The sequence below is a fragment of the Massilia sp. YIM B02443 genome (assembly GCF_030411955.1).
GTDB lineage: Bacteria > Pseudomonadota > Gammaproteobacteria > Burkholderiales > Burkholderiaceae_D > Telluria.
Map to the genome: position 1 here is coordinate 60,772 of NZ_JASNRA010000024.1, position 22,403 is coordinate 83,174.

At 65.6% G+C, this 22,403-nt stretch carries 24 protein-coding genes; 17 read left to right on the forward strand and 7 right to left on the reverse strand.

Translation table 11 applies throughout. From position 1 onward, the window contains the following. Window positions 1-60 precede the first annotated feature (60 nt). Genes queE through tadA form a run of 3 tightly spaced genes read left to right on the forward strand, consistent with a single transcriptional unit; the run spans window position 61 to window position 1,730 of the window. Complete coding sequence (gene queE / locus QPK27_RS20570; RefSeq protein WP_290420043.1) at window positions 61-696, forward strand: 7-carboxy-7-deazaguanine synthase; 636 nt, start codon at window positions 61-63, stop codon at window positions 694-696. 28 nt (window positions 697-724) lie between these two features. Continuing rightward, window positions 725-1,171, forward strand: a complete 447-nt coding sequence (queD, locus tag QPK27_RS20575) for a 6-carboxytetrahydropterin synthase QueD (protein WP_290420044.1) — start codon at window positions 725-727, stop codon at window positions 1,169-1,171. A 43-nt stretch (window positions 1,172-1,214) separates the two neighbouring features. Next, window positions 1,215-1,730, forward strand: a complete 516-nt coding sequence (gene tadA, locus QPK27_RS20580; protein WP_290420065.1) for a tRNA adenosine(34) deaminase TadA — start codon at window positions 1,215-1,217, stop codon at window positions 1,728-1,730. A gap of 9 nt (window positions 1,731-1,739) precedes the next feature. On the opposite strand, the gene QPK27_RS20585 is transcribed toward tadA, so the two are convergent. Beyond that, complete coding sequence (locus tag QPK27_RS20585; protein ID WP_290420045.1) at window positions 1,740-2,822, reverse strand: sensor histidine kinase KdpD; 1,083 nt, start codon at window positions 2,820-2,822, stop codon at window positions 1,740-1,742. A gap of 219 nt (window positions 2,823-3,041) precedes the next feature. Here QPK27_RS20585 and QPK27_RS20590 point away from each other — a divergent pair, with 219 nt between their 5' ends. The 6 genes from QPK27_RS20590 to QPK27_RS20615 all read left to right on the forward strand — a co-directional run bounded on the left by QPK27_RS20590 (window position 3,042) and on the right by QPK27_RS20615 (window position 9,088). Beyond that, window positions 3,042-3,971 carry an alpha/beta fold hydrolase gene (locus QPK27_RS20590; protein ID WP_290420046.1) on the forward strand — a complete coding sequence of 310 codons (930 nt, stop codon included), beginning with the start codon at window positions 3,042-3,044 and terminating at the stop codon, window positions 3,969-3,971. Then, complete coding sequence (ldcA, locus tag QPK27_RS20595; protein ID WP_290420047.1) at window positions 3,968-4,897, forward strand: muramoyltetrapeptide carboxypeptidase; 930 nt, start codon at window positions 3,968-3,970, stop codon at window positions 4,895-4,897. Before QPK27_RS20590 ends, ldcA begins: the two co-directional genes overlap by 4 nt. Before the next feature lie 111 nt (window positions 4,898-5,008). After that, the gene (locus tag QPK27_RS20600; protein ID WP_290420048.1) at window positions 5,009-6,607 is read left to right on the forward strand and encodes an ABC-F family ATPase; all 1,599 of its coding nucleotides are present in this window, start codon (window positions 5,009-5,011) and stop codon (window positions 6,605-6,607) included. 70 nt (window positions 6,608-6,677) lie between these two features. Continuing rightward, on the forward strand, window positions 6,678-7,823 hold the full coding sequence (nadA, locus tag QPK27_RS20605) for a quinolinate synthase NadA (protein ID WP_290420049.1): 1,146 nt from the start codon (window positions 6,678-6,680) through the stop codon (window positions 7,821-7,823). Continuing rightward, on the forward strand, window positions 7,820-8,683 hold the full coding sequence (gene nadC, locus QPK27_RS20610) for a carboxylating nicotinate-nucleotide diphosphorylase (RefSeq protein ID WP_290420050.1): 864 nt from the start codon (window positions 7,820-7,822) through the stop codon (window positions 8,681-8,683). The genes nadA and nadC overlap by 4 nt, the downstream gene beginning before the upstream one ends. An 87-nt stretch (window positions 8,684-8,770) precedes the next feature. Further along, window positions 8,771-9,088 carry a hypothetical protein gene (locus tag QPK27_RS20615; protein WP_290420051.1) on the forward strand — a complete coding sequence of 106 codons (318 nt, stop codon included), beginning with the start codon at window positions 8,771-8,773 and terminating at the stop codon, window positions 9,086-9,088. A 14-nt stretch (window positions 9,089-9,102) separates the two neighbouring features. Here QPK27_RS20615 and QPK27_RS20620 read toward each other — a convergent pair whose 3' ends face one another. From QPK27_RS20620 to nadB, 4 genes are all read right to left on the reverse strand, one after another. After that, the gene (locus QPK27_RS20620; protein ID WP_290420052.1) at window positions 9,103-10,146 is read right to left on the reverse strand and encodes an alpha/beta fold hydrolase; all 1,044 of its coding nucleotides are present in this window, start codon (window positions 10,144-10,146) and stop codon (window positions 9,103-9,105) included. Beyond that, the gene (locus tag QPK27_RS20625) at window positions 10,143-11,042 is read right to left on the reverse strand and encodes an NAD-dependent protein deacetylase (protein WP_290420066.1); all 900 of its coding nucleotides are present in this window, start codon (window positions 11,040-11,042) and stop codon (window positions 10,143-10,145) included. Before QPK27_RS20625 ends, QPK27_RS20620 begins: the two co-directional genes overlap by 4 nt. A gap of 129 nt (window positions 11,043-11,171) precedes the next feature. Further along, on the reverse strand, window positions 11,172-12,080 hold the full coding sequence (locus QPK27_RS20630; protein ID WP_290420053.1) for a DMT family transporter: 909 nt from the start codon (window positions 12,078-12,080) through the stop codon (window positions 11,172-11,174). 69 nt (window positions 12,081-12,149) lie between these two features. After that, the gene (gene nadB, locus QPK27_RS20635) at window positions 12,150-13,778 is read right to left on the reverse strand and encodes an L-aspartate oxidase (protein ID WP_290420054.1); all 1,629 of its coding nucleotides are present in this window, start codon (window positions 13,776-13,778) and stop codon (window positions 12,150-12,152) included. A gap of 222 nt (window positions 13,779-14,000) precedes the next feature. On the opposite strand from nadB, the gene QPK27_RS20640 reads away from it, so the two are divergent. Together QPK27_RS20640 and pnuC are read left to right on the forward strand one after the other, a co-directional pair. Next, entirely contained in the window at window positions 14,001-14,495 is a 495-nt protein-coding gene (locus tag QPK27_RS20640; protein WP_290420055.1) for a pyridoxamine 5'-phosphate oxidase family protein, read from the forward strand. Between the two features lie 139 nt (window positions 14,496-14,634). Beyond that, on the forward strand, window positions 14,635-15,210 hold the full coding sequence (gene pnuC / locus QPK27_RS20645) for a nicotinamide riboside transporter PnuC (RefSeq protein ID WP_290420067.1): 576 nt from the start codon (window positions 14,635-14,637) through the stop codon (window positions 15,208-15,210). 12 nt (window positions 15,211-15,222) lie between these two features. Here pnuC and QPK27_RS20650 read toward each other — a convergent pair whose 3' ends face one another. Further along, entirely contained in the window at window positions 15,223-15,621 is a 399-nt protein-coding gene (locus QPK27_RS20650; RefSeq protein ID WP_290420056.1) for a hypothetical protein, read from the reverse strand. Between the two features lie 177 nt (window positions 15,622-15,798). On the opposite strand from QPK27_RS20650, the gene QPK27_RS20655 reads away from it, so the two are divergent. After that, window positions 15,799-16,170, forward strand: a complete 372-nt coding sequence (locus tag QPK27_RS20655; RefSeq protein WP_290420057.1) for a four-helix bundle copper-binding protein — start codon at window positions 15,799-15,801, stop codon at window positions 16,168-16,170. Between the two features lie 113 nt (window positions 16,171-16,283). Further along, on the forward strand, window positions 16,284-17,555 hold the full coding sequence (locus QPK27_RS20660) for a tyrosine-type recombinase/integrase (RefSeq protein WP_290420058.1): 1,272 nt from the start codon (window positions 16,284-16,286) through the stop codon (window positions 17,553-17,555). On the opposite strand, the gene QPK27_RS20665 is transcribed toward QPK27_RS20660, so the two are convergent. Then, window positions 17,513-17,791, reverse strand: a complete 279-nt coding sequence (locus QPK27_RS20665) for a hypothetical protein (protein WP_290420059.1) — start codon at window positions 17,789-17,791, stop codon at window positions 17,513-17,515. The two genes, QPK27_RS20660 and QPK27_RS20665, sit on opposite strands and share 43 nt — an antisense overlap. 325 nt (window positions 17,792-18,116) lie before the next feature. On the opposite strand from QPK27_RS20665, the gene QPK27_RS20670 reads away from it, so the two are divergent. From QPK27_RS20670 to QPK27_RS20685, 4 genes are all read left to right on the forward strand, one after another. Then, on the forward strand, window positions 18,117-18,539 hold the full coding sequence (locus QPK27_RS20670; protein ID WP_290420068.1) for an EAL domain-containing protein: 423 nt from the start codon (window positions 18,117-18,119) through the stop codon (window positions 18,537-18,539). Between the two features lie 238 nt (window positions 18,540-18,777). Then, window positions 18,778-19,638, forward strand: a complete 861-nt coding sequence (locus QPK27_RS20675) for a protein phosphatase 2C domain-containing protein (RefSeq protein ID WP_290420060.1) — start codon at window positions 18,778-18,780, stop codon at window positions 19,636-19,638. 383 nt (window positions 19,639-20,021) lie between these two features. Then, window positions 20,022-20,666, forward strand: a complete 645-nt coding sequence (locus tag QPK27_RS20680) for a hypothetical protein (protein WP_290420061.1) — start codon at window positions 20,022-20,024, stop codon at window positions 20,664-20,666. Between the two features lie 2 nt (window positions 20,667-20,668). Further along, window positions 20,669-22,403: hypothetical protein (locus QPK27_RS20685; RefSeq protein WP_290420062.1), on the forward strand; the 1,735-nt coding region annotated here is incomplete at its 3' end.

Below are 22,403 nucleotides of genomic sequence, written 5' to 3' on the forward strand. Positions count from 1 at the left end.
ACGGCCTGCTGCGCCGCCGCGCCTGGCGCGCTATAATGGAAGGTTGACGAGAGGTTTACCGTGACTTACAGCATCAAAGAGATCTTCTACACCCTGCAGGGTGAAGGCGCCCACGCCGGGCGCCCGGCCGTGTTCTGCCGCTTTTCCGGCTGCAACCTGTGGACCGGCCGCGAGGCCGACCGCGCGACGTCGGTCTGCCAGTTCTGCGACACCGACTTCGTCGGCACCGACGGCGAACGCGGCGGCAAGTTCAAGGAAGCGGCCGCGCTGGCGCTTGAGATCGACGGCCTGTGGCCGACCACCCATACCGCCAGCAAATACGTCGTCTTCACTGGCGGAGAACCGCTGCTGCAACTGGACGCCGCGCTGATCGAGGCCATGCACGCGCGCGGCTTCACCATCGCCATCGAAACCAACGGCACGCTGCCGGTGCCGCCGGGCGTGGACTGGATCTGCGTCAGCCCGAAGATGGGCTCGCAGCTGGTGGTGGAGAAGGGCAGCGAGATCAAGGTCGTCATCCCGCAGACCGGCCAAAACCTGGCTGCCTACGAGGGCCTGGACTTCGAGCACTTTTTCGTGCAGCCGATGGACGGCCCGCTGGCCGCGCACAATACCCGCCTGGCGATCGAGACCTGCCGCCAGAACCCGAAGTGGAAACTCAGCCTGCAAACGCACAAGCTGCTCCAGATTCCTTAACACCTTACGCTTTACAGGCTGACTTTCCATGCTGACCATTACCCGCAAACTCGAATTCGATGCCGGCCACCGGATTCCCGACCACAAGAGCCAGTGCCGCAACCTGCACGGCCACCGCTACGTCCTCGAGATCACCCTGACGGGCGACGTGATCGATGCCGACGGCAATTCCGACAACGGCATGATCATGGACTTCTCAGACGTCAAGGCGCTGGCCAAGCAACACCTGGTCGACGTCTGGGACCACGCTTTCCTGGTCTACGAAAAGGACGACAAGGTGCGCGAATTCCTGGCCTCGCTGCCGGGCCACAAGACGGTGGTGATCGACTGCATCCCGACCGTGGAAAACCTGGCGCGCGTCGCCTTCAACATCCTCAAGACCGTGTTCACCGACCGCTTCGGCACCGGCCTGCGCCTGCACAAGCTGGTGCTGCACGAAACCCCGAACTGCTGGGCCGAGATCACCGATGTGTGAATGCACCCCGGCCGCGGCCGCGGCTGACAGCGCCACGGGCGGCATGCCCGGCGCCGCCGCGCCGGACGCGGACCTGACGCCGGACGAGCGTTTCATGACGCTGGCGCTGGCGCAGGCGCGCCTGGCCTGGGAGCGCGGCGAGGTGCCGGTCGGCGCGGTGCTGGTCAAGGATGGCCAGGTGATCGCGACCGGCTTCAATCAGCCGATCGGCGGCCACGATCCGACCGCCCACGCCGAAATCGTCGCGCTGCGCGCCGGCGCCGAAAAGCTGGGCAATTACCGGCTGCCCGGCTGCGAACTGTACGTGACGCTGGAACCGTGCATCATGTGTTCCGGCGCGATGATGCATGCGCGCCTGGCGCGCGTGGTGTACGCCGCCACCGACCCCAAGACCGGCGCCTGCGGCTCGGTGCTCAACCTGTTCGGCGAAGAAAAACTGAATCACCACACCGAGGTGGTGGGCGGGGTGCTGGCCGGCGAGGCCAGCCTGATGCTCAAGGCCTTCTTTGCCGAACGCCGCGCCGCTGCCCGCAAGCCGGTGCAGCCCAAGGACGATTAAGTCGTCGCATCATGTCGCGGCAAACGCGCGCGCATCGACCGGCAGGTGCAACGTAAACGTGGTGCCGCGCTCCTCGCCGCTGTCCACCGCCATCGCGCCGCCGTGGCTCTCGGCCACGCTGCGCACATAGGGCAGCCCCAGGCTCCATCCCTTGAGCGCGATCTCGTCGGCATGCTGCGGCGGATCGAACAGGCGCGCCATGTCCTCGATGCCGATCGGCGCGCCGTGGTTGTGCACCGATAGCCCCATCCGCTCGCCATCGCGCTGCACCCGCACCGTGATCGGCCCGGCGCGCTTGCCGTGCTTGCGCGCCCTGGTCACCAGGTTTTCCAGCGCCCGCTTGAGCGCCGCGCGGCACCAGTGGCCGTCGATGCGCTCGCCGACGATGTTCACCGGCTGGCCCAGCAGGGGCAGGTCGACGCAGACTTCTTCCACCAGCGCCATGATGTCGAACGTCGAGATCTGCAGCTTGATCTCCTTGCCGTCGAGCACGGCCGCATCCTGCAGGGTCTGGATCAGGGCGTCGGCGTCGGCGATTTTCTTGACAATGCGCGCAGCCAGGCCGGCCACGCCCGGATCGTCGGACTTCAGGCCGATCAGCTGGGCGGTGGCGCTGGCCACGCTGAGCGGGTTGCGCAAATCGTGCGCGAAGCCGGAGATGCAGGCGTCGCTGAAACCGGGAAAGGCGGCGCTGCGCGTGGCCGCGGCCAGCAGCCAGGCGTCGAAGGTGGCGCCGATCAGCTCGACGTCGTGTGCGGACAAGACCTGTTCGGCCATCAGCGCCGTGAACAGGGTCGCGCGCAGCAGCTGCAGCTCGCACGCCAGCTCGCGCGCACCGTAGCGGCCGGGTCCGAGCCAGGGCCCCAGGTCGGGGGCGATGCCGGTGCCGCCGGCAGCATTGCCCGCCAGCTGCGTGGCGAGCTCGTCCAGCAGGACAGGGGCGGCCTGCGCCAGGTGCGGGCCATTGCGTGAGCTGCCAGTCGCCTGCACGCGCGCGCGCCACTGCGCCAGCACGGTCGCCCGCTGGCGCGCAAGAGAGTCTGCGAGCGCACTGGAAGCGACCCGGCGCTCGCCTGCATCGGTGGTATCCATGGTTGTTCCTATCAAAGCGGCGAGATTTTCGCCGCCACCGCTCAGCCAGCCCACAAGTTACCGCAAAAGCGGTAACCGGCGAGCACTGCTGGAGAAGAATAACGCACTACGTGCGTGCGGCACACGTCCGCACGCGCATTGCGCCATGCCCGCACCGATGATGTTATGCTGGCCACACGCCGCACCACGCGGCACTGCCGAACCGCCGACCTTGCCGTCATGCCTACTCTCCACGCCAATGGACTGCGCCTCGCCTTCGATACCGCGGGCGATCCGAAAGCCGCGCCGCTGCTGCTGATCCACGGCCTCGGCATGCAGCTGACCAACTGGCCCGACGAATTCGTCGAGAGCCTGGTCGAGCTGGGCTTCTACGTGATCCGGTTCGACCACCGCGATTGCGGTCTCTCCACCAAATTCGAGCAGGCCGGGGTGCCGAACCTGGCGCTGGCGCGCATCAAGGCGGCGCTCGGCCTGCGCCTGCGCCCGGTCTATCGGCTGGACGACATGGCCGAGGATGCGCTCGGCGTGCTGTCGGCGCTGGGCGTGGCCCGTGCCCACGTGGTCGGAGTCTCGGCGCTGGGCGGCATGGTGGCGCAGACGCTGGCCGCGCGCCATCCGCAGCGGGTGTCGAGCCTGACCGCCATCATGACCACCAGCGGCCGCCGTGGTCTGCCGGGCCCGGCGCCATCGGTGCGCAAGATCCTGGCCGCACGGCCGGCCAATCCGCTCGACCTCGACAGCGTGATCGCCCACGAGGTGGCGCTGCTGCGCGCGCTCGGCAGTCCCTCGTATCCGACGCCGGACAAGCAGCTGCAGCGGCGTGTGGCGCGTTCCTTGCGGCGCAGCCATTGTCCGGGTGGCGTGGCGCGCCAGATGCTGGCGCTGCTGGCGGCCGGCGACAACAGCGCCGCGCTGGAGAGCATCACCGCGCCGACGCTGGTGATCCACGGCGCCGCCGACCCGCTGGTGCCGGCGGCGTGCGGGCGCGACGTCGCCGCGCGCATCCCGCAAGCGCGCCTGGAACTGATCGAAGGCATGGGCCACGACCTGCCGCCACAGCTGGTCGAGCGGCTGCTTGCCTTGATCGACTCCCATGCCCGGGGTAAGATGTTGCCAGATTCCACACCCCGGCTATTCGTCAAACAGTGATACCATCCAGTGTCGTTACACGCGTCGGCGTCGCCATCGTCGCCCCGTCCGGCTGCACCCAAGACCCGTCCGCGGTCGAGCGCGCCGTCGCCCGGCTCGAAGCCCAGGGCTGCCTGGTGCGCAACCACTATGATCACAGCTGCATCCACCTGCGTTTCGGCGGTTCCGACGAAGGCCGGCTGGCGCAGCTGCAGGCGGCGATCGACGATCCCGAGGTGCAACTGATCATCGCGCTGCGCGGCGGCTACGGCATCACCCGGCTGCTGCCGCAGGTCGACTTCGAGGCCATCGCCGCCAGCGGCAAGCTCCTGGTCGGCTTTTCCGACGTCACCGCCTTGCACATGGGCCTGATGGCGAAGACCGGGGTCCAGAGCTATGCCGGGCCGATGATCGCCGGCGACTTCGGCGCGGCCGAGCCCGATCCTTTCACGCTGGGCGATTTCTGGCGCTGCCTGGCCGGGCCGGAACACACGATCGTGGAGACGGCGGCCGGCAATCCGGCGCTCGACCTGCACGGCACGGTCTGGGGCGGCAACCTGGCGATGCTGGTTTCGCTGCTCGGCACGCCGTATTTCCCACGCATCGAGGGTGGCATCCTGTTCGTGGAAGACATTGCCGAACACCCGTTCCGGGTCGAGCGCATGCTGCTGCAGCTGCACCAGGCCGGCGTCCTGGCGCACCAGCGCGCGCTGGTGCTGGGCGACTTTTCCGGCTACCGCATCGGCCCGCAGGACAATGGCTACGACTTCGACGCCATGCTGGCCTACCTGCGCGCCACGCTGCCGCTGCCGGTGCTCACCGGGCTGACGTTTGGCCACGGCCCGCACCGGGTCACGATCCCGTTCGGGTCCGACGGCCATCTGGTGTCCGGCGACACAGGTTTTTCGCTCACCTTGAGCAATTATCCGACCCTGCGCTGCGCCTGAGCGGGCGCCATGGGGCGCACCAGGCTCTTCCTGCGGCCAATCATTCGCCCGCTCTGGCATGCAATGGTAAAATAGCCGGTTAATCAAATACGCTTTTTGGGGTTCATACAAGTGCTATCCACAGCCAACATCACGATGCAATTCGGCGCCAAGCCGCTGTTCGAGAATATTTCCGTCAAATTCGGCGAGGGCAACCGCTATGGTCTGATCGGCGCCAACGGCTGCGGCAAGTCGACCTTCATGAAGATCCTGGGCGGCGACCTGGAACCGTCCGCCGGCAACGTCAGCCTGGATCCGGGCGAGCGCCTGGGTAAATTGCGCCAGGACCAGTTCGCCTACGAAGACGTGCGCGTGCTGGACGTGGTCATGATGGGCCACACCGAGCTGTGGAACGCGATCGCCGAGCGCGACGCCATCTACAACAACCCGGACGCGACCGACGACGACTACATGAAAGCGGCCGAGCTGGAAGGCAAAGTGGCCGAATACGACGGCTACTCGGCCGAGGCGCGCGCCGGCGAACTGCTGCTGGGTCTGGAAATCGGCACCGACCTGCACCAGGGCCCGATGAGCGCCGTGGCGCCGGGCTGGAAGCTGCGCGTGCTGCTGGCCCAGGCCCTGTTCTCGAACCCGGACATCCTGCTGCTCGACGAACCGACCAACAACCTGGACATCAACACGATCCGCTGGCTGGAAAACATGCTCAACGAGCGTAACTCCACCATGATCATCATTTCCCACGATCGTCACTTCCTGAACCAGGTCTGCACCCACGTGGCCGACATGGACTACGGCACCCTGAAGGTGTATCCGGGCAATTACGACGACTACATGCTGGCCTCGACCCAGGCGCGCAACCAGCAGCTGGCCAACAACGCCAAGGCCAAGGAGAAGGTCGCCGAACTGCAGGACTTCGTGCGCCGCTTCTCCGCGAACAAGTCCAAGGCACGCCAGGCGACCTCGCGCGCCAAGCAGATCGACAAGATCAAGATCGAAGAGTTCAAGCCATCCTCGCGCGCCTATCCCTTCGTGCGCTTCGAAGGCGAGAAGAAGCTGCACCGCCTGGCGGTGGAAGCCGAGAACATCTCGAAAGCCTACGACCGCCAGCTGTTCAAGAACTTCTCGATCATGGTCGAGGCCGGCGAGCGGATCGCGATCATCGGCGCCAACGGCGCCGGCAAGACCACGCTGCTGCGTTCGATCGGCGGCGACCTGTGCGGCCTGCAGCCGGACAGCGGCCGCGTCAAGTGGGCCGAGAACGCCAATCCGGGCTACATGCCGCAGGATCCGACCGAGGAATTCGCGCTCGACGACAACCTGACCGACTGGATGGGCAAGTGGACGCAAGAGGGCGACGACGACCAGGCGGTGCGCTCGATCCTGGGCCGCCTGCTGTTCGGCGGCGACGAAGTCAAGAAGTCGGTGCGCGTGCTGTCGGGTGGTGAAAAGGGCCGCATGATGTACGGCAAGCTGATGCTGGGCCGCCACAACGTGCTGCTGCTGGACGAGCCGACCAACCACATGGACATGGAGTCGATCGAGTCGCTCAACATCGCACTGGACAAGTACGCCGGCACCCTGATCTTTGTCTCGCACGACCGCGAATTCGTGTCGTCGCTGGCGACCCGCGTGATCGAGATTCGCGAACACGACGTGGTCGATTTCCAGGGCACGTATGAGGAATACCTGAAGAGCCAGGGTATCGACTGATAGCGTAGCGAGTAATATTGGAGAGGCGCCCGCGACCGCGACGCCACTCCCGGAGACAAGAAGAACGAGTATGAATACCGCACAAAGCGCCGTACCGATCAAGACATTCGAATACGACCGGCCCCAGGCCGGCATGGCCTGCACGGCCGAAGCCTGGGCGCGTGTTCCGAGCGCCCCGGAACTGGCCGAACGGGCCGAACTCAAGGACCGCATCCGCCGCCTGCTGAAAGAACGTGGCGCCGTGCTGGTCGCCCACTACTACGTCGACGGCGACCTGCAAGACCTGGCCGAGGAAACCGGCGGCTGCGTCTCCGACTCGCTCGAGATGGCGCGCTTCGGGCGCGACCATCCGGCCCAGACCCTGGTGGTGGCCGGCGTGCGCTTCATGGGCGAGACGGCCAAGATCCTGAGCCCCGAAAAAACCATCCTGATGCCGGACCTGGACGCCACCTGTTCGCTCGACCTGGGCTGCCCGGCCGACGAATTCGCCGCCTTCTGCGACCAGCATCCGGACCGCACCGTGGTCGTCTACGCCAACACCAGCGCCGCCGTGAAGGCGCGCGCCGACTGGATGGTGACCTCGTCGATCGGCCTCGACATCGTGGCCGAGCTGCACGCGCAGGGCAAGAAGATCCTGTGGGCGCCCGACCGTCACCTGGGTTCCTACATCCAGGCCAAGACCGGCGCCGACATGCTGCTGTGGCAGGGCTCGTGCCTGGTGCACGACGAATTCAAGGGTATCGAACTCGACCTGCTGAAGGCGGAATACCCGCTGGCCAAGGTGCTGGTGCACCCGGAGTCGCCGGCGAATGTGGTGGCCCAGGCCGACGCGGTCGGCTCGACCACCCAGCTGATCAACGCGGCCCAGACCATGGACGCAACCCATTTCATCGTCGCCACCGACAACGGCATCCTGCACAAAATGCGCATGGCCGCGCCCGGTAAAACCTTCATCGAAGCGCCGACTGCCGGCAACAGCGCCACCTGTAAAAGCTGCGCGCACTGCCCGTGGATGGCGATGAATGGCCTGCGCAACCTGGCCGCGGTGCTGGAAAACGGCAACAACGAGATCCACGTCGATCCCGACACGGGCTTGAAGGCCAGGCGCGCCATCGACCGTATGCTCGACTTCGCCGCCGCCAAGCGAGCCAAGGCGCTGCCGACCGGCAAACTGGAAAACAATGCCCCGATGTTCTCGGGAGTAGGACCCGCATGAGTACCCTCAAGAATCCCCACGCCCAGTTCGACGACAAGCTGCAGGCGGCCTTCGAGCAGAACATCCTGGCCGCGCTGCTGGAAGACGTCGGCAGCGGCGACCTGACCGGCAAGCTGGTGCCGGGCGACACCCGCGTGACCGCGCGCGTGATCGTGCGCGAAGCGGCCGTGCTGTGCGGCGCCCCGTGGTTCGAGGGCGTGATGCTGGCGATCGACCAGGACACCGAGATCGAATGGCACTATGCCGAAGGCGACCTGATGACCGCCGACAGCACCGTCTGCACCATCGCCGCCAACCCGCGCTCGCTGCTTACCGCCGAGCGCGGCGCGCTGAACTTCATGCAGTTGCTGTCGGGCGTGGCCAGCGCCACCCGGCGCTACGTCGGGGTGGTGGCCGGCACGCAGGCCGCCATCCTCGACACCCGCAAGACGCTGCCGGGCCTGCGCCTGGCGCAGAAATATGCGGTGCGCGTCGGTGGCGGCCAGAACCAGCGCATGGCGCTGTACGACGGCATCCTGATCAAGGAAAACCACATCGCCGCCGCCGGCGGGGTGAGCGCGGCGCTGCAGGCGGCGACGGCGCTCGACGCCGGCGTGCCGGTGCAGATCGAGGTCGAGACCATCGCCCAGCTCGAGGAAGCGCTGGCGGCCGGCGTCAAGTCTGTCTTGCTGGACAATTTTGACCTGGACATGATGCGCCAGGCGGTGCAGGTGAATGGCGGCCGTGCGCTGCTCGAAGCCTCGGGCGGCATCAATATGGACACGGTGCGCGCGATCGCAGAGACGGGCGTCGACCGCATCTCGATCGGCAGCCTGACCAAGGACGTGCGCGCCACCGATTACTCGCTGCGGATCGTCTAGATCCAGCCTTCGCCGGCCGGGCCTGGCCCGGCTGCATCTCATGCGGGCGCCCCGGCGGCGCCTGTGCCATCTTTTTTCTGCATACCCATGATCACTTCCAAGATCCAGCGCTCCCTCGGTTCCCGCCTGTTCTGGCTCGGCTTCGGCCTGCTGCTCGGCGTGCCCCAGGTGCTCGACGGCATCAAGTACAACATGAACGGCGAGCTGTTCTTCGGCATCGGCATGCTGCTGGTAGGCGTGCGCGGCTTCCTGCGTCCGGTCGTGCTCGGCCGCGCGCTGGCCATGAAGCGCGACGCCGCCGCCGCCGAATCGTCGATCGGCTCGACCGCGCTGCACGGCGCGCTGTCGCTGGCGATGGCCGGCGCGCTGATCGCCGGCCTGGCGATCAAGTTCAACGGCGGCTGATCGCCGCGATTTCCCTAGACGCCGCTCTCGCTGGCCCGCGCCAGCGCTTCGGCGCGCGCGTTGTGCAGCGCCGGCGGCACGCCGGCCTGGGACGCGATGGCATCGATTGCCGCCAGCACTTTTTCCGGATGGGCATGGTGCAGCATGTGGCCGACACCCGGCTCCAGTCCCAGCTCGCCATTGCGCAGCCGTTCATGCAGACGTTCGGCGTTGTGGGTGCAATCGACTACCGCGTCGCGCGTGCCGGACAGCAGCTGCACCGGCACTTTCAGGCGCGCATAGCGCCGCGCCAGCGACGCCGCCGACGGCACCATCAGCGCGCTCTCGGCCGCGCTGGCGCGCAGTTGCGACGGCCGCAGCGCCATCCAGGCGGGCATCGCACGATAGCTGTCGGGAATTTTCTGAGGCGCAAACGCGCGCTTGAGCGTGCCGCGCCACAGCAGCCGTCCGGCCAGCGGCGCCACCGTATAGCGCATCAGGTCACCCACCACCGGCAGCGCCGGCGGTGAACTCAGCGCCACGTCCAGCCGCGGGCTCGGATAGTAATATCCCGACACCAGCACCAGACCGCGCACGAAGTGCGGCACCCGCAAACCCATCGCCAGCGCCACCAGCGTGCCCCACGAATGGCCCAGCACGATCGCGTTGTCGACGCCCAGCGCCTGCAGCGCATGGTGCAGCAGGCAGGCCTGGTTGTCCGGCGTCCACATGGTGTCGCGCGGCCGTTCGCTGTAGCCGAAACCGGGGCGGTCGAAGGCAATCACCCGGTAGTGCTCGGCCGCGCGCTCGATCAGGCCGCTGATCTCGAAGTCGCGCGAATACGTGCCGTTGCCGTGCAGCAGAACCAGGGTCGGACCTGCGCCGCGTTCCAGGTAATGCAGGCGCACGCCGTCGACCGTGACGAACTTGCCGGTCGGCGGATTGTCGCGCTCGGCCTGGCGGGTCTTGGCGCGCACGTAGAGGAAGGACGCCAGCAGGCCGAGGCCGGCCAGCGCCGTGCCTGTGGCCAGGCGCGGGCGCGAACGTGGCGCGCCGTGGATGCGATAGGTTGTGTTCACAATATCCCCCTAGGATCGAGTAGGTCCGGCAGCGACGCCGGTGAATCCGCACCCAGCAGACGCGCCACCAGCGGCAAGAGCTGTTCGCTCGACGCTTCCAGCTTCAGTGCGAGCAGGTCGTCAGCGCGGGTACGGCCGAGGTTCACCGCAGCGATCGGCTTGCCGGCCGCCTGCGCCAGCCGACAGAAGCGAAAGCCGGAATACACCATCAACGACGACCCGACCACCAGCAGCGCGTCGGCAGCCTCCATCTGCGCCAGCGCGCAGGCGGTACGTGCCGGGGGTACGTTGTCCCCGAAGAAGACCACGTCCGGCATCAGGACGCCGCCGCAGTGCACGCACACGGGCAGCACGAAGTTGGCTTGCACCTCGTCCATGGTGTCGGTATCGAGCGCGGCGTCGCCGTCCGGCAAGGGCTGCGCCATGGTTTCATTCAGGCCAGGATTGGCTGCCTGCAGCTGGGTCTGGATAAACGCGCGCGGGAACTGGGCGCCGCAGCCGAAGCAGGCAACGTGGTGAATATTGCCGTGCAGCTCGAGTACGGCGTGGCTGCCGGCCTGCTGGTGCAAGCCATCGACGTTCTGGGTCAGGATGAAGCCGAGCTTGTTGCCTTGCTCGAGCGCGGCCAGCGCGCGGTGGCCTTCGTTGGGCCGCGCCTTGGTCAGCACCGGCCATCCGACCATGCTGCGCGCCCAGTAGCGGCGCTGGATGGCGGGATCGCGGCGAAATTCCGGGCCCTGGATCGGCAGCCGGCCGCGGCGTACGCCGTCGCGATCCCGATAGTCGGGGATGCCGGAGGCCGTCGACAGGCCGGCGCCGGTCAGTACCAGCGTCCGGGAATGGCGTCCCAGGAATACCGCCAGTTGTTCAGCCAGCTCATGCGCCGAACGCTCCATCAAGTGCGCGCCACTTTCGACGGCGCCGAATGCTTCTGCCATGCTGCTCGATCCTCCATGCATGGGATCGTAGCATTCTCGCCGGGTGACCGAAACACGATAGGCGCGTGGACACCGCAGTTGGCTGACTCAGGATGATGTCCGCGCCGACACCGCGATACCACCTACGATCATGGCAAACGCCAGCGCATGATAGAGATGCGGCGCCTCGCCCAGGAAAGTCGACGACAGCAGCGCAGTGAACAGCGGCGTCAGGTTGATGAAGAACGACCCCAGCGTCGGTCCGGCGCGCTGCACGCCCGCACCCCAGCAGCGCATGGCCAGGATCGCCGGCCCGATCGCCACGTACAGTAGCGCCGCCACCAATGGCCAGCTCCAGGCGATCGCGACATCCTTCAGCGCCCATTCGCCGCCCGCCAGCACGCCCGACCACAGCACGCCGTAGGCGACCTGCGCCAGCAGGAACGCGGCCCAGTCGGCGCGCAGGGCCGGCACGTCCTTCTGCTGCATCAGCAGCCAGCTGTAGAACGACCAGGCAATCGTCGCCAGGATCATGTACAGGTCGCCCGCCACCAGGCGCAGCGCCGCCAACTGGGCCAGGTCGCCCCGGCACATGACCACCAGCACGCCGGCAATCGACAGCAGCGCGCCCACGACCTGGCGACGCCGCACCGGTACGTTGAAGAACAGGCGTCCGACCAGCAGCATCCACACCGGCACGCCGGACGCCACCAGGGTGACGTTGATCGGCGACGAGCTCTGCAGCGCCAGGTATTGCAGCGAGTTGTACAGCCCGACCCCCAGCAGGCCGAGCAGGCTGTAGCGCTTCCAGTTTTCAAGCACGCCGCTGCCGGCGCGCAGGGCGGCGCGCCCGAGCGGCACCAGGATCATCAAGGCGATGCTCCAGCGGATCAGGTTGAGCGTCATCGGCGGCACCGCGTCGCGCACCAGGCGGCCGACCACGGCATTGCCGGCCCACAGGATCGGCGGCACGGTGAGCAGGAGGGCAGTCGAGGGAGTAAGGGGCTGGCGCTGCATGGCGATTCTCGAAAGAAGTCGCGGCGCACGATGGCGCCGCGTGGAAATGCATGGAAGGACCGGCTGGAATCAGGGCCGGCGCGGCGTCAGCACGCTCGGCAGCGCCTTCGGCAAGGTGTCCGGGAAGTCGCGCGAATAATGCAGGCCGCGGCTCTCGCGGCGCGACAGCGCGCTCTCGACGATCAGGTGCGCCACTTCGACCAGGTTGCGCAGCTCCAGCAGGTCGGGCGTGATGCGGAAGTTGCGGTAGTACTCGTCGATCTCTTCCTTGAGCAGCTTGATCCGGTGCAGCGCCCGCTCCAGGCGCTTGGTCGTGCGCACGATGCCGACGTAATTCCACATGAAGCGGCGCAGCTCGTCCCAGTTGTGGGCGATCACGACTTCTTCGTCGGCATTGGTGACGCGGCTCTCGTCCCACGGCGGCAGCGTCGGATTCTCGATGCCCGGGGCGGCCGCGATCTGCTGCGCGCAGGCGCGGCCCACCACCACGCATTCGAGCAGCGAGTTGCTGGCCAGGCGGTTGGCGCCGTGCAGCCCGGTGCAGGCGGTTTCGCCCACCGCGTACAGGCCGGGGATATCCGTGCGCCCGGCCAGGTCGGTGACGATGCCGCCGCAGGTAAAGTGCACCGCCGGCACCACGGGGATCGGTTCCCGCGTGATGTCGATGCCAAACTCCAGGCAGCGCGCATAGATCGTCGGGAAGTGTTCCTTGAGGAATTCCGGATCCTGGTGGCTGATGTCCAGGTGCACGTAATCGAGGCCGCGCTTCTTCATCTCGTAGTCGATGGCGCGCGCCACCACGTCGCGCGGGGCTAACTCTCCGCGCTCGTCGTGTACCGGCATGAAGCGGGTGCCGCCGGCCACACCTGCCTCCGGCGGGAGCTTGAGCACGCCGCCTTCGCCGCGGATCGCCTCGGTGATCAGGAACGACTTGGCATACGGGTGGTACAGGCAGGTCGGATGGAACTGCATGAATTCCATGTTCGACACCCGGCAGCCGGCGCGCCAGGCCAGGGCGATGCCGTCGCCGGTGGCGGTGTCGGGATTGGTGGTGTACAGGTAGACCTTGCCGGCGCCGCCGGTGGCCAGCACGGTGTGCTCGGCCTCGAAGGTCAGCACGTTGCCGTTCCTGACGTCCTGCACGTACAGGCCGTGGCAGCGCGGCTGGCCGACCAGGGTCGGGGCGCCGCCGTGCACGCCCTTGCCGGTGAGCTTGTCCGAGGTGATCACGTCGATCGCCACGTGGTGCTCGAACAGGGCGATGTTCGGGTGCGCGCGCACCTTCTGTTCCAGCGTCACCTGCACCGCGTGGCCGGTGGCGTCGGCGGCGTGGATGATGCGGCGCTGGCTGTGGCCGCCTTCGCGGGTCAGGTGAAAGCCGAGCTCGGCCGTCTCGTCGCGGGTGAACGGCACGCCTTGCTCGATCAGCCATTCGATCGCTTCGCGGCCGTGCTCGACGATATAGCGGGTCGCCGCTTCGTCGCACAGACCGGCGCCGGCCACCAGGGTGTCGGCGATGTGCTGGTCGTGACTGTCGCCCGAGTCGAGCACGGCGGCGATGCCGCCCTGGGCCCAGTTGCTTGCCCCATCCAGCAGCTCGCGCTTGGAAATGATCGCGACCTTGCGCGTCTGCGCGAGGTGCAGTGCAACCGACAGGCCGGCCAGACCGCTGCCGACGATAGCGACGTCAAATTTCATGGCAATGTCATATTTGTACAGAGGCATCACTATAGACGATTTGACTGGCCCCGGCGAGGGAACTGCTCAGTTGCCGGCCGAGTTGCTGGCGGTATCAGTAAACAGCTGCTTCCCACCATAGCCGGGTAGCCAACCGTGCCCGGGTCCAGCGTTCGTCCGCGCACGGAAACGCCGGCGTGCGCAGGCTAGCATCGGGTTTTACTCATCCATGAAGGAGTCATCATGCTTCCAGACCGCAATCACGTCGCCGCCCTCGAAGACCGCATCGGCTCGATGCGTTTCGCCATGTTCACCTTCCGCGACGCGCACGACCACCTGGTCAGCCAGCCGATGACCAAGCAGGAGCTCGACGATCAGGGCGGCCTGTGGTTCTTCGCCAACTCGACCACCGACCTGTGGGAAAGCATCGCCCACCAGCCCGAAGTCAACATCAGCTTCGCCGACAGCGACGACAGCACCTACGTGTCGGTCAGCGGCCGCGCCGAGCGCATCGTCGACCGCGCCGAGGTCGAAAAGCGTTGGAATCCGATGGTGCAGGCCTGGTTCCCGGCCGGTCCGCAAGACCAGCATGCAGTGCTGGTGCGCGTGGTCCCGCACGCCGCCGAATACTGGGATTCGAACGACAGCAAGATGGTACGCATGTTCGCCATGGCCAAGGCGGCCGTGACCGGCACCCAGCCGGACGTGGACGGCGAGCACGGCACGATTCGCATGTAATCCGCACGCCCGCCAGGGCGTGACCAGCGAGACCTTGCGGCAAGGCATCGGTCTCGCTTACAGTAGCCGCTCCTTCACCTGAGCCCATCTGGAGCGACTTCATGATGCCATCCCGGCCCGCGGGCGCCGCCGCATGACTATCCCGAGCCCCCTGGAGCTGGCGGCGAACGCCTTCACCGCCGCCGCCATCCTGCTGGCCGGACGCAACAACGTGCATACCTGGTGGACCGGCATCGTCGGTTGCGTGCTGTTCGGCCTGCTGTTCGCACAGAGCCGCCTGTATGCCGACGTGCTATTGCAGGCCTTCTTCGTCGCCACCGGCATCCTCGGCTGGTGGCGCTGGCTGCATGGCAGCAACGGCGCGCCGCTGCCGATCACCCATGCGGGCTGGCGGTCGCTGGCCTGGATGGCGCCGGCCGGGATCGCCGCGACGGCGGCCTACGGCGCGCTGCTGCACTTCTATACCGATGCCTATGCGCCGTTCATCGACTCGGCGGTGCTGGTGTTCAGCGTCATCGCCCAGCTGCTCATGATGCAGCGGCGCATCGAGAACTGGCCGGTGTGGCTGCTCGTCAATACCATCGCGGTTCCGCTGTACTACAGCCGCGGCCTGATGCTGACGGCGGTGCTATACGCCGGGTTCTGGATCAACGCCATCGTGTCCTGGTGGTGGTGGCGCCGGCTGGCGCAGCAGCAGGCGCTCGCGCCGGCCTGATCTTTCAACGGGTCACGGCTGAACCGGCGGCAGGTCGCCCTGGTCCTGGTTGGCGCCGGTTTCCGGCGCGCCCAGACCCGTCTCGCGCACGCCGGCCTGGCCCGCGCGGGTGTCCTGCGCACCGGGATTGGCGTGGGTCATGGCGCTGTCGGCCGACTCGCGCGGGTTGCCGCCGACCACCGGCGCGCCGTCAGGCGCCGCCGTGGGCGGCGGGACCTGTCCAGGCGCGCCGTTGGGCGCATTGACGTCCGGGCCTGCCTGGTTGCGGGTCAGACCTGCGCCGCCGTTGCCGCCGGTTTCCTGCTGGGTTTCATGTGTCGCGCTGGCGCCTTGCTGGCCACTGGTCTGTCCGCCAACGCCGATGGTGGTCGATGGCTGGTCTTGTCCGGTCGTGGGTGTCGGATTGTTCATATGCGCCTCCTGTCGATGATCATGGCCCATTCTGGCGTGGGCGGGCAGGCGCCGCTATCGGCCGGCTTGGCGTGGCGCTGTAGGACTCGGCCGGACGCGCTTGCCTGGCAGTACCGTGCGGCGAGGGCCGGCGCGCGATGCTACGGTGGGCGATCATCGAATGGAGGACAGCACATCATGGAACGCGCCCAATACGCCAACTGTATCGAAGCCTGCAACGACTGCGCCGACGCCTGCGATTTCTGCGCCGCCAGTTGCCTGCATGAAAAAGACGTCAAGATGATGGCGCGCTGCATCGCGCTGGACATCGACTGCGCCCAGGTCTGCCGGGCGGCGGCTGCCCTCATGGCGCGCGGCTCGGAAGCGGCCGCTACCATCTGCGCCGCCTGCGCCGACCTGTGCGAGATGTGCGCCGCAGAGTGCGGCAGCCACCAGATGGACCATTGCCAGCAATGCGCGGCGGCCTGCCGCCTGTGCGCCGCCGAATGCCGGGCCATGGCAGACAAGCCCGGCGACGCAGTGCGCGACGCGGCCTCGGCACCTGCATGAGCTCGATTGAGGAGACCGGACCGGGAGCTTGATGCGAACTCAACCTTAACCCTTCCGGAGGGCAGGGCGACGATGCTATACTGTATATCCATACAGTCCTTTAGCAATTTGCCATGCCCGCGATGCCCGTCTTCCTGCCGATCGACCTGGACCCGCTACCGTCGCCCGACGCGCATCCCGACCGCGCCGCGGCCAGCCGTCCGGACGCCGGCATCTTCCGCGGCATGCACGACGAGCCGGTCACCTCGGCCACCAGCGACGCCGAGCTGGCGCGCGAGTATATCTCGCACGGCGAACTGAGTCCAAAGTCGATTGCCAACCTGCAGAAGGAGCTGTACCGCTTCCTGACCTGGTGCCGCGAAGAAGCGCAGAAGACTTTCCAGCAGCTGACCGTGGCCGACCTCAACGCCTACAAGGAGTTCATCCGCCAGCCGCCGCCGGAATGGGTCTCGACCACCAAGTGGCCGCGCAACGATCCGCGCTACCGGCCGTTCACCGGCCCGCTGTCGGACACCAGCCGGCGCCAGGCGATGATCGCGGTAAAGGGCGTGCTGGCCTTCGCCGAACACACCGGCTACCTGCGACGCAACCCGGCGCGCCTGGTGCGCAATGTGCGCGCCCCGCATGCGAGCCGCATCACGCGCTACCTGACCCCGCAGGCGATCGCCTACGCGCTGGCCGCGGCCGAGGCCCGTCCGGGCGAATCGGAAGCGGCGACGCGCCAGCGCGAACGCGACCGGTTCCTGTTGATCGCGTTCGCCCAGACCGGCGCGCGCCTGAACGAGATCGTCGGCGCCAGGATGGGCTCGATCTATAGCGAGGGAGACGGGCGCTGGTGGCTCGACGTGGTGGGTAAAGGAAACAAACCGCGCCGGTTGCCGGTGCCGCCGGCCACGCTGGCCGCCTATCGGGATTACCGCCGCGCCTTCGGGCTATTGCCGCAGACCGGCCGCGCCGACCGCATGCCCTTGGTGCTGTCCAGCCGCACGAAAGAGTTCGTGCGGATTACCGACGAAGCGGCGTCGGAAGCGCTGAAGGCGATCTTCCAGCTGGCAGCCGACGAAACCGCGGCCCAGGGCGACGGCGACAGCGCCGCGATGCTGCGCCAGGCCTCGCCGCACTGGCTGCGTCACAGCATGCTGACCAACCACGCCAATAGCGGGGTCCAGCTCAAGACGCTGCAGGACACGGCAGGGCACGCGAACATCGCCACCACCGCGGCCTATCTGCACAAGACCGACAAGGAACGGCATGACGAGATCCTGGGATCGGGCGCCGATGGCGGTGTCGACAGAGGGATGGCGTCGGCGCGCCAGACCGGAACCAGCGATGCCGGCGATGATCAGACCGGAATCGACGACGTGCCGCCGGACGAGCTGCCGTAATTCTGCAACTCGTCGAGTGACAGTCTGCGCTCGTTGAGCGCGGCCAGGATCGCACCGAGCTGCTCCTCGTCCGGCTGGATATAGACGATGCGCTGCTCCAGCAGCTTGTCCCAGTACGGCGTATACGGAACGTCGGTCTCGGTCATGACCTTGGCCTTGAAGCTGCCGTCCTGCAGTTCGCCGACCAGGGTGATGCGCGCGCTATCGGGGAGGGTATTCGCTACCGTGATGTTCATGGTGTTCCTTTCATAAAAGACCAGTTCGCATGAGGTCATTGTCACGCACGCACGGAGAGTGCGCAAACGCGTGCGCCTGCCGTGCGCGCGCTCCGGGCCCGCCATCCGCCTGCGGGCCGTGCCTGCTTGCCAGCGTGTCCACCGCGGCCTAGAGTGATGCCTCGGCGCCGGACGCCGCCTGGCGCACCCGGCATGGCAGCCGGCCCACGGGGGCAGACAACCGCGTCAACGTCACCGCAGGTCAGTTCAAGTCCGGGCGGCTGGTGCCGACGGTGGAGCGGGTGCTGCAGACGACGGGGCTGGCCAGCAACTGCCGTGCATCGAGATCACCAAGCGGAACCAGCTGGCCGCTACCGAGCAGACCAGGGCGACCATGGCCGCGCTGAAGGGGCTGGGGGTGCTGGTGGCGATCGACGATTTCGGCACCGGATATTCGTCGCTGGGATATATCAGCTGGCTGCGGCCGGACAAGCTGAAAGTGGACATGTCGCTGGTGTCCGAGGTGGACGTCGATGCCAAGCGGGCAGGGCTGGTGGTGGCGGGGCTGGCGATGGTGCGCGGGCTGCACCTGATTGTCGTGGCGGAGGGCGTCGAGACCGAGGCGGAGCAGGCGTTCTTGCAGGCGCATGGCTGCGACATGGCGCAGGGCTACCTGCGTGCGCGTCCAATTCCGGCGCCGGAGTTCGAGACGTGGATGGCGCGGGTCGACGGCGGGCCGCGGCCGGAGACGGGCATGGCGGCGACCTGAGTCATACAATCTGTAATTTCAGGAAGTACAGTTAGACGGCTTTCTGTAACGCCTGAAAGTACAGTTTTGAACCATCGAAGATCTCGGAAACCGGAGCCATAGGTACGGTTTGAACGGCGAATATATCACTCGACATTAGCTTATATATTGTCGAGTTCGGTCCGATTGGCGGGGTGGTGCTTGTCCTGCATCTTGCGCGCGGGTAGAGTCGCTGCATTTGTTGAACAGGCAAACCGCGATGACACTGACTTACCTGAGCTCCGGTGCACATGCGCGCCGCAACGACGATCACGTCGCCGTCTTTTCAGCGCCAGATGTCACCGACTTGCTGGTGATCGACGGCGGTACCTCGGTCGCCGGGCGTGATTATATCGATCCGATGCGCGGCGACGTTAGCTGGTTCGTCCAGGCCTTCGCCGCCGCGATCGGCCGGAATGTACGGCCGGAGCGTTCGCAGCAGGCCAGCGTTGAAGCCGCCGTCGCTGCCGTGCGCGCGCGATTCATCGAAGCCGGCGGCCACGAAACGGCGCCACTGCATGCCTGGCCAATCGCTGCGCTCACGTGGCTGCGCATCCTCGATCGCGATGGACGCTCCACGGCGAGCCTGTACAGCCTGGGCGACTGCAAGACCTTGCTGCGAACGGCGGACGGCGCCGTCTCGGATCCGGATCCTTTTTCCAATCCTCAGGAAGCTGTCCTGCAGGCCGAGATCGCCCGGCTGCGCGCTGCGGGCGTGGTCGACAGCGCGCAGCGGCGTGAACGCATGCTGCCGATGCTGCGTGCCCGGCGCGAGGCGCAGAACCTTGCGCCGGCGCCGACCGTCCTGTGCGTGCAGCCGCACGGACCGTTCCAGGCACGCACGTGCGCGTTCGAATTGGCGCCCGGTGCGGCGCTGCTGGTGATGACGGATGGTTTCTACAGGCTCGTGGATACGTATGGGCTGTACACGGATGCGGGACTGATTGCGCGGTGCGAAGAGCATGGGCTGGATGCTGCGCTGGACGAACTGCGGGCGTTCGAATGCGCAAGCGGGGATACGGGTGAACGGGCAGTCAAAGCGGCGGACGATGCGTCGGCGGTACTTTGGGTGGCGGCTTGATGTTGGGTTGAGGGCTGCCGGAGTGCGCCGACATAAAAGTGTTAGTCGTTTTCTAAGCAGACCCTATAGGAGAAACCCGGTATCAAAATCTCTCGAGCACACACTATTCTGTCGTGCTGGTGCGACAGAATAGTGTTAGTCAAATCATGTGCGACAGAAGTTTGTTAGTATTTCGACAGCCGCTTCACTCAGCGTTGGGCTACATTACATAAAAGCTTCCCGAGACATGGCTCTGGCGTGCGGGTCCGCCGAGTTTAATTCCCGCTGACAGGCACTCGCACCGGTGTGCAGGTAGCAGCTAAGCCGTACTGTTCGTAGTCGTCCTGAACCTCGGAGGGATCACGGTGAACGTCAGTAGAAAGTCCGGTCGGCTAGGAACCCGTTTGCGAGGGAAGCTCGCGGCAGCCTATGGGCGGCGCGGTCATCAAAATTCTGCTCTCTGGTACGTCTACAGTCCTCGTACGGACAGGGATTGGGTACTTCGAAGTGATCTTTACTTCGAACATTTCGTCTTAACCGAAGCAGACCCATCAGTAATCGACGTCAACTACGCACCAGAACTGGACGTTCCGCATTTAGGACCAATGCAGTTCGCAGCGATTGTTCATTACAGCGACGGTGCAGTTCAGTGGCATCACGTTTCCGACGAGCGCATTAAGCCGAACAGTGACGCTGCCGCACAGCAGCTCATGCTCTCCGATGCAGCCGAGCATGCTGGGGCGAACCTCGTTTGCTTAGACCACCAGTTTCTCAATCAAAACCGACAACTGCTTTGGAACTGGCAAAGGTGCATTGCCTGGATGACAGCGGCGAGGGGAACCGCATTGGCCCCATACATGACTGAGATCGCAACTTTCATCCACGCACGAGAAATAGCGACCCTTGGTGAACTTGCTGAGCTTGGCGCGAGGAACCTGTTCGCCCTCTACGCAGCAGCGGCATTTCGACTGGTACAACTGGGCGATCTCAACAGTGATCTCGACGAGCATCCCGTTTCAATGACGACAACGTTTGTTGCACGAGGCTAGTCATGACTATCCGGCGCTGGACCTTTCGGACGCTTCCGCAGGAATTGCGAGACACCCGGCTATGGCGCCAAGTTGATGTCGCCGTACTGGGCGAGGATGAACGTCAACGATTCGAGCGTTTGCAGCGGGCCATCGAAGCCTATGTCGCGACCGGACGGCTGAGTGCGATTAGCGAAGAAGTGGGTGTAGCGCCGGAGGAGATTATCCGCGCGCTAAATCGCTGCGTGGCACTTTCTACAGACGGCCACATCATGGGCTGGGCGGCTCTACTGAAAAACGGGCGCATTGGCCCCTACAGGCGTGATGCCGAACTACCGACGGGACGTTCAGGACGGGCAAAAGGTTTCGTAGGCGCGTTTTCTGCATTCCTAAACGAACATCCCGAAATTAAGGAAAAGCTCGACACACTAATACTGAAGCGCAACAAGCGGGGAGTCGTGCACGAGGCACGCATTGCAGCCAAGACGGTGCACTCTACCTTGGTACGGCTATGTGTCGAGGCTGGGCTTTCGCGCGAAAATTATCCGCTGAATTCGAAGTCCCAGGGCCGCCGTTCTGTTGAGCGCTACATGATTGATCTGATCGAAGCGAACGTAGCCGAGGGTACCCGTGCTCGCTTCGGCACAGACGCTGCCGCCCGGTTGCGTGTCGGCACCGGACACTCGCGACGTATTCAGTCACTCGCACCCTACGACCTTGTGGGTCTCGATGCCCACAAGATCGACTGCATCGGTACCGTTCGCATTCATGGTCCAGCGGGACCACAATGGGTACCAATGGAGCGCCTATGGATTGTACCGGTCCTTGAATATGAATCTCGCGCCATCATTGGGTACAGCGTCGGTATCCGTACGGAGTGTTCAGCGGGAACAATTGAGAGCGCACTGAAATCCGCGCTGACTACGTGGCTCCCCCGTCAATTAAAGGTGCCAGGTATGTCATATCTGCCGAATGCTGGCTTACCCTCAGGCGTGTTTCCCGAGCTTTCTGGTGTTGGCTGGAACACGCTTACCGTTGACAACGCAGCCGCTCACTTCGCTACGGCGATTGCCGAGCGCTCCCGAAGACGCATTGGTTGCTTCTTGACCTATGGCGCAATCGGTCGATGGGATCATCGCGCGGTGATTGAACGTCTGATGCAGACTTTAGAAAAGTATGGTTTTCAACGCCTTCCTTCGACTACCGGAACCGGACCGAATGATACCAGGCGTGATGACCCTGTGCGCAAGGCAGTAACGGCCAAGATCGAATACGAGGTTTTGCTCGACATCATCGATGTGCTGATTGCGAACTACAATGTAACGCCCACCGAGTCCCTCGGAAATCGGGCGCCCCTTTCCGCTTTGCGCGATCACCTTTACAGCTCGTCACCAACGTTCGTGCCGCGACCATTGCCACCAGCGACAGCGTGCCAACCAGAGCTCGGCATTGTGGTCGAGCGGAAGACTGTACGTGGTAACAAGGGAGAGGGCAAGCGTCCGTATGTTTGCATTGATCGAGTCAATTATACAAGTCCGATCTTAGCCAAGTCTATGGCACTGATTGAACGCGAATTACTGCTCCACATCGATGAAAGCGACCTCCGAACCGTGCGCGCTTTCTTCGCCTCAGGCGAGGAGCTAGGAGTGCTGGCCGCGAGTGGAGGATGGGCGCGTACCAAACACACGCGGGAGATGCGGAAGTTGGTCAATTCGCTTGGTAATCCCCCCACAAAAAGAGCGCGATCAGAAGTAGAAT

What these genes read in the sequence shown, in the direction of transcription:
- QPK27_RS20655 (WP_290420057.1), top strand. Translation starts at nt 15,799, where the DNA reads ATGGAACGCGCCCAATACGCCAACTGTATCGAAGCCTGCAACGACTGC.
- QPK27_RS20630 (WP_290420053.1), bottom strand. Translation starts at nt 12,080, where the DNA reads ATGCAGCGCCAGCCCCTTACTCCCTCGACTGCCCTCCTGCTCACCGTG.
- QPK27_RS20675 (WP_290420060.1), top strand. Translation starts at nt 18,778, where the DNA reads ATGACACTGACTTACCTGAGCTCCGGTGCACATGCGCGCCGCAACGAC.
- QPK27_RS20590 (WP_290420046.1), top strand. Translation starts at nt 3,042, where the DNA reads ATGCCTACTCTCCACGCCAATGGACTGCGCCTCGCCTTCGATACCGCG.
- queD (WP_290420044.1), top strand. Translation starts at nt 725, where the DNA reads ATGCTGACCATTACCCGCAAACTCGAATTCGATGCCGGCCACCGGATT.
- nadB (WP_290420054.1), bottom strand. Translation starts at nt 13,778, where the DNA reads ATGAAATTTGACGTCGCTATCGTCGGCAGCGGTCTGGCCGGCCTGTCG.
- QPK27_RS20660 (WP_290420058.1), top strand. Translation starts at nt 16,284, where the DNA reads ATGCCCGCGATGCCCGTCTTCCTGCCGATCGACCTGGACCCGCTACCG.
- nadA (WP_290420049.1), top strand. Translation starts at nt 6,678, where the DNA reads ATGAATACCGCACAAAGCGCCGTACCGATCAAGACATTCGAATACGAC.
- nadC (WP_290420050.1), top strand. Translation starts at nt 7,820, where the DNA reads ATGAGTACCCTCAAGAATCCCCACGCCCAGTTCGACGACAAGCTGCAG.
- QPK27_RS20615 (WP_290420051.1), top strand. Translation starts at nt 8,771, where the DNA reads ATGATCACTTCCAAGATCCAGCGCTCCCTCGGTTCCCGCCTGTTCTGG.
- QPK27_RS20640 (WP_290420055.1), top strand. Translation starts at nt 14,001, where the DNA reads ATGCTTCCAGACCGCAATCACGTCGCCGCCCTCGAAGACCGCATCGGC.
- tadA (WP_290420065.1), top strand. Translation starts at nt 1,215, where the DNA reads ATGCCCGGCGCCGCCGCGCCGGACGCGGACCTGACGCCGGACGAGCGT.
- QPK27_RS20585 (WP_290420045.1), bottom strand. Translation starts at nt 2,822, where the DNA reads ATGGATACCACCGATGCAGGCGAGCGCCGGGTCGCTTCCAGTGCGCTC.
- QPK27_RS20650 (WP_290420056.1), bottom strand. Translation starts at nt 15,621, where the DNA reads ATGAACAATCCGACACCCACGACCGGACAAGACCAGCCATCGACCACC.
- QPK27_RS20665 (WP_290420059.1), bottom strand. Translation starts at nt 17,791, where the DNA reads ATGAACATCACGGTAGCGAATACCCTCCCCGATAGCGCGCGCATCACC.
- QPK27_RS20625 (WP_290420066.1), bottom strand. Translation starts at nt 11,042, where the DNA reads ATGGAGCGTTCGGCGCATGAGCTGGCTGAACAACTGGCGGTATTCCTG.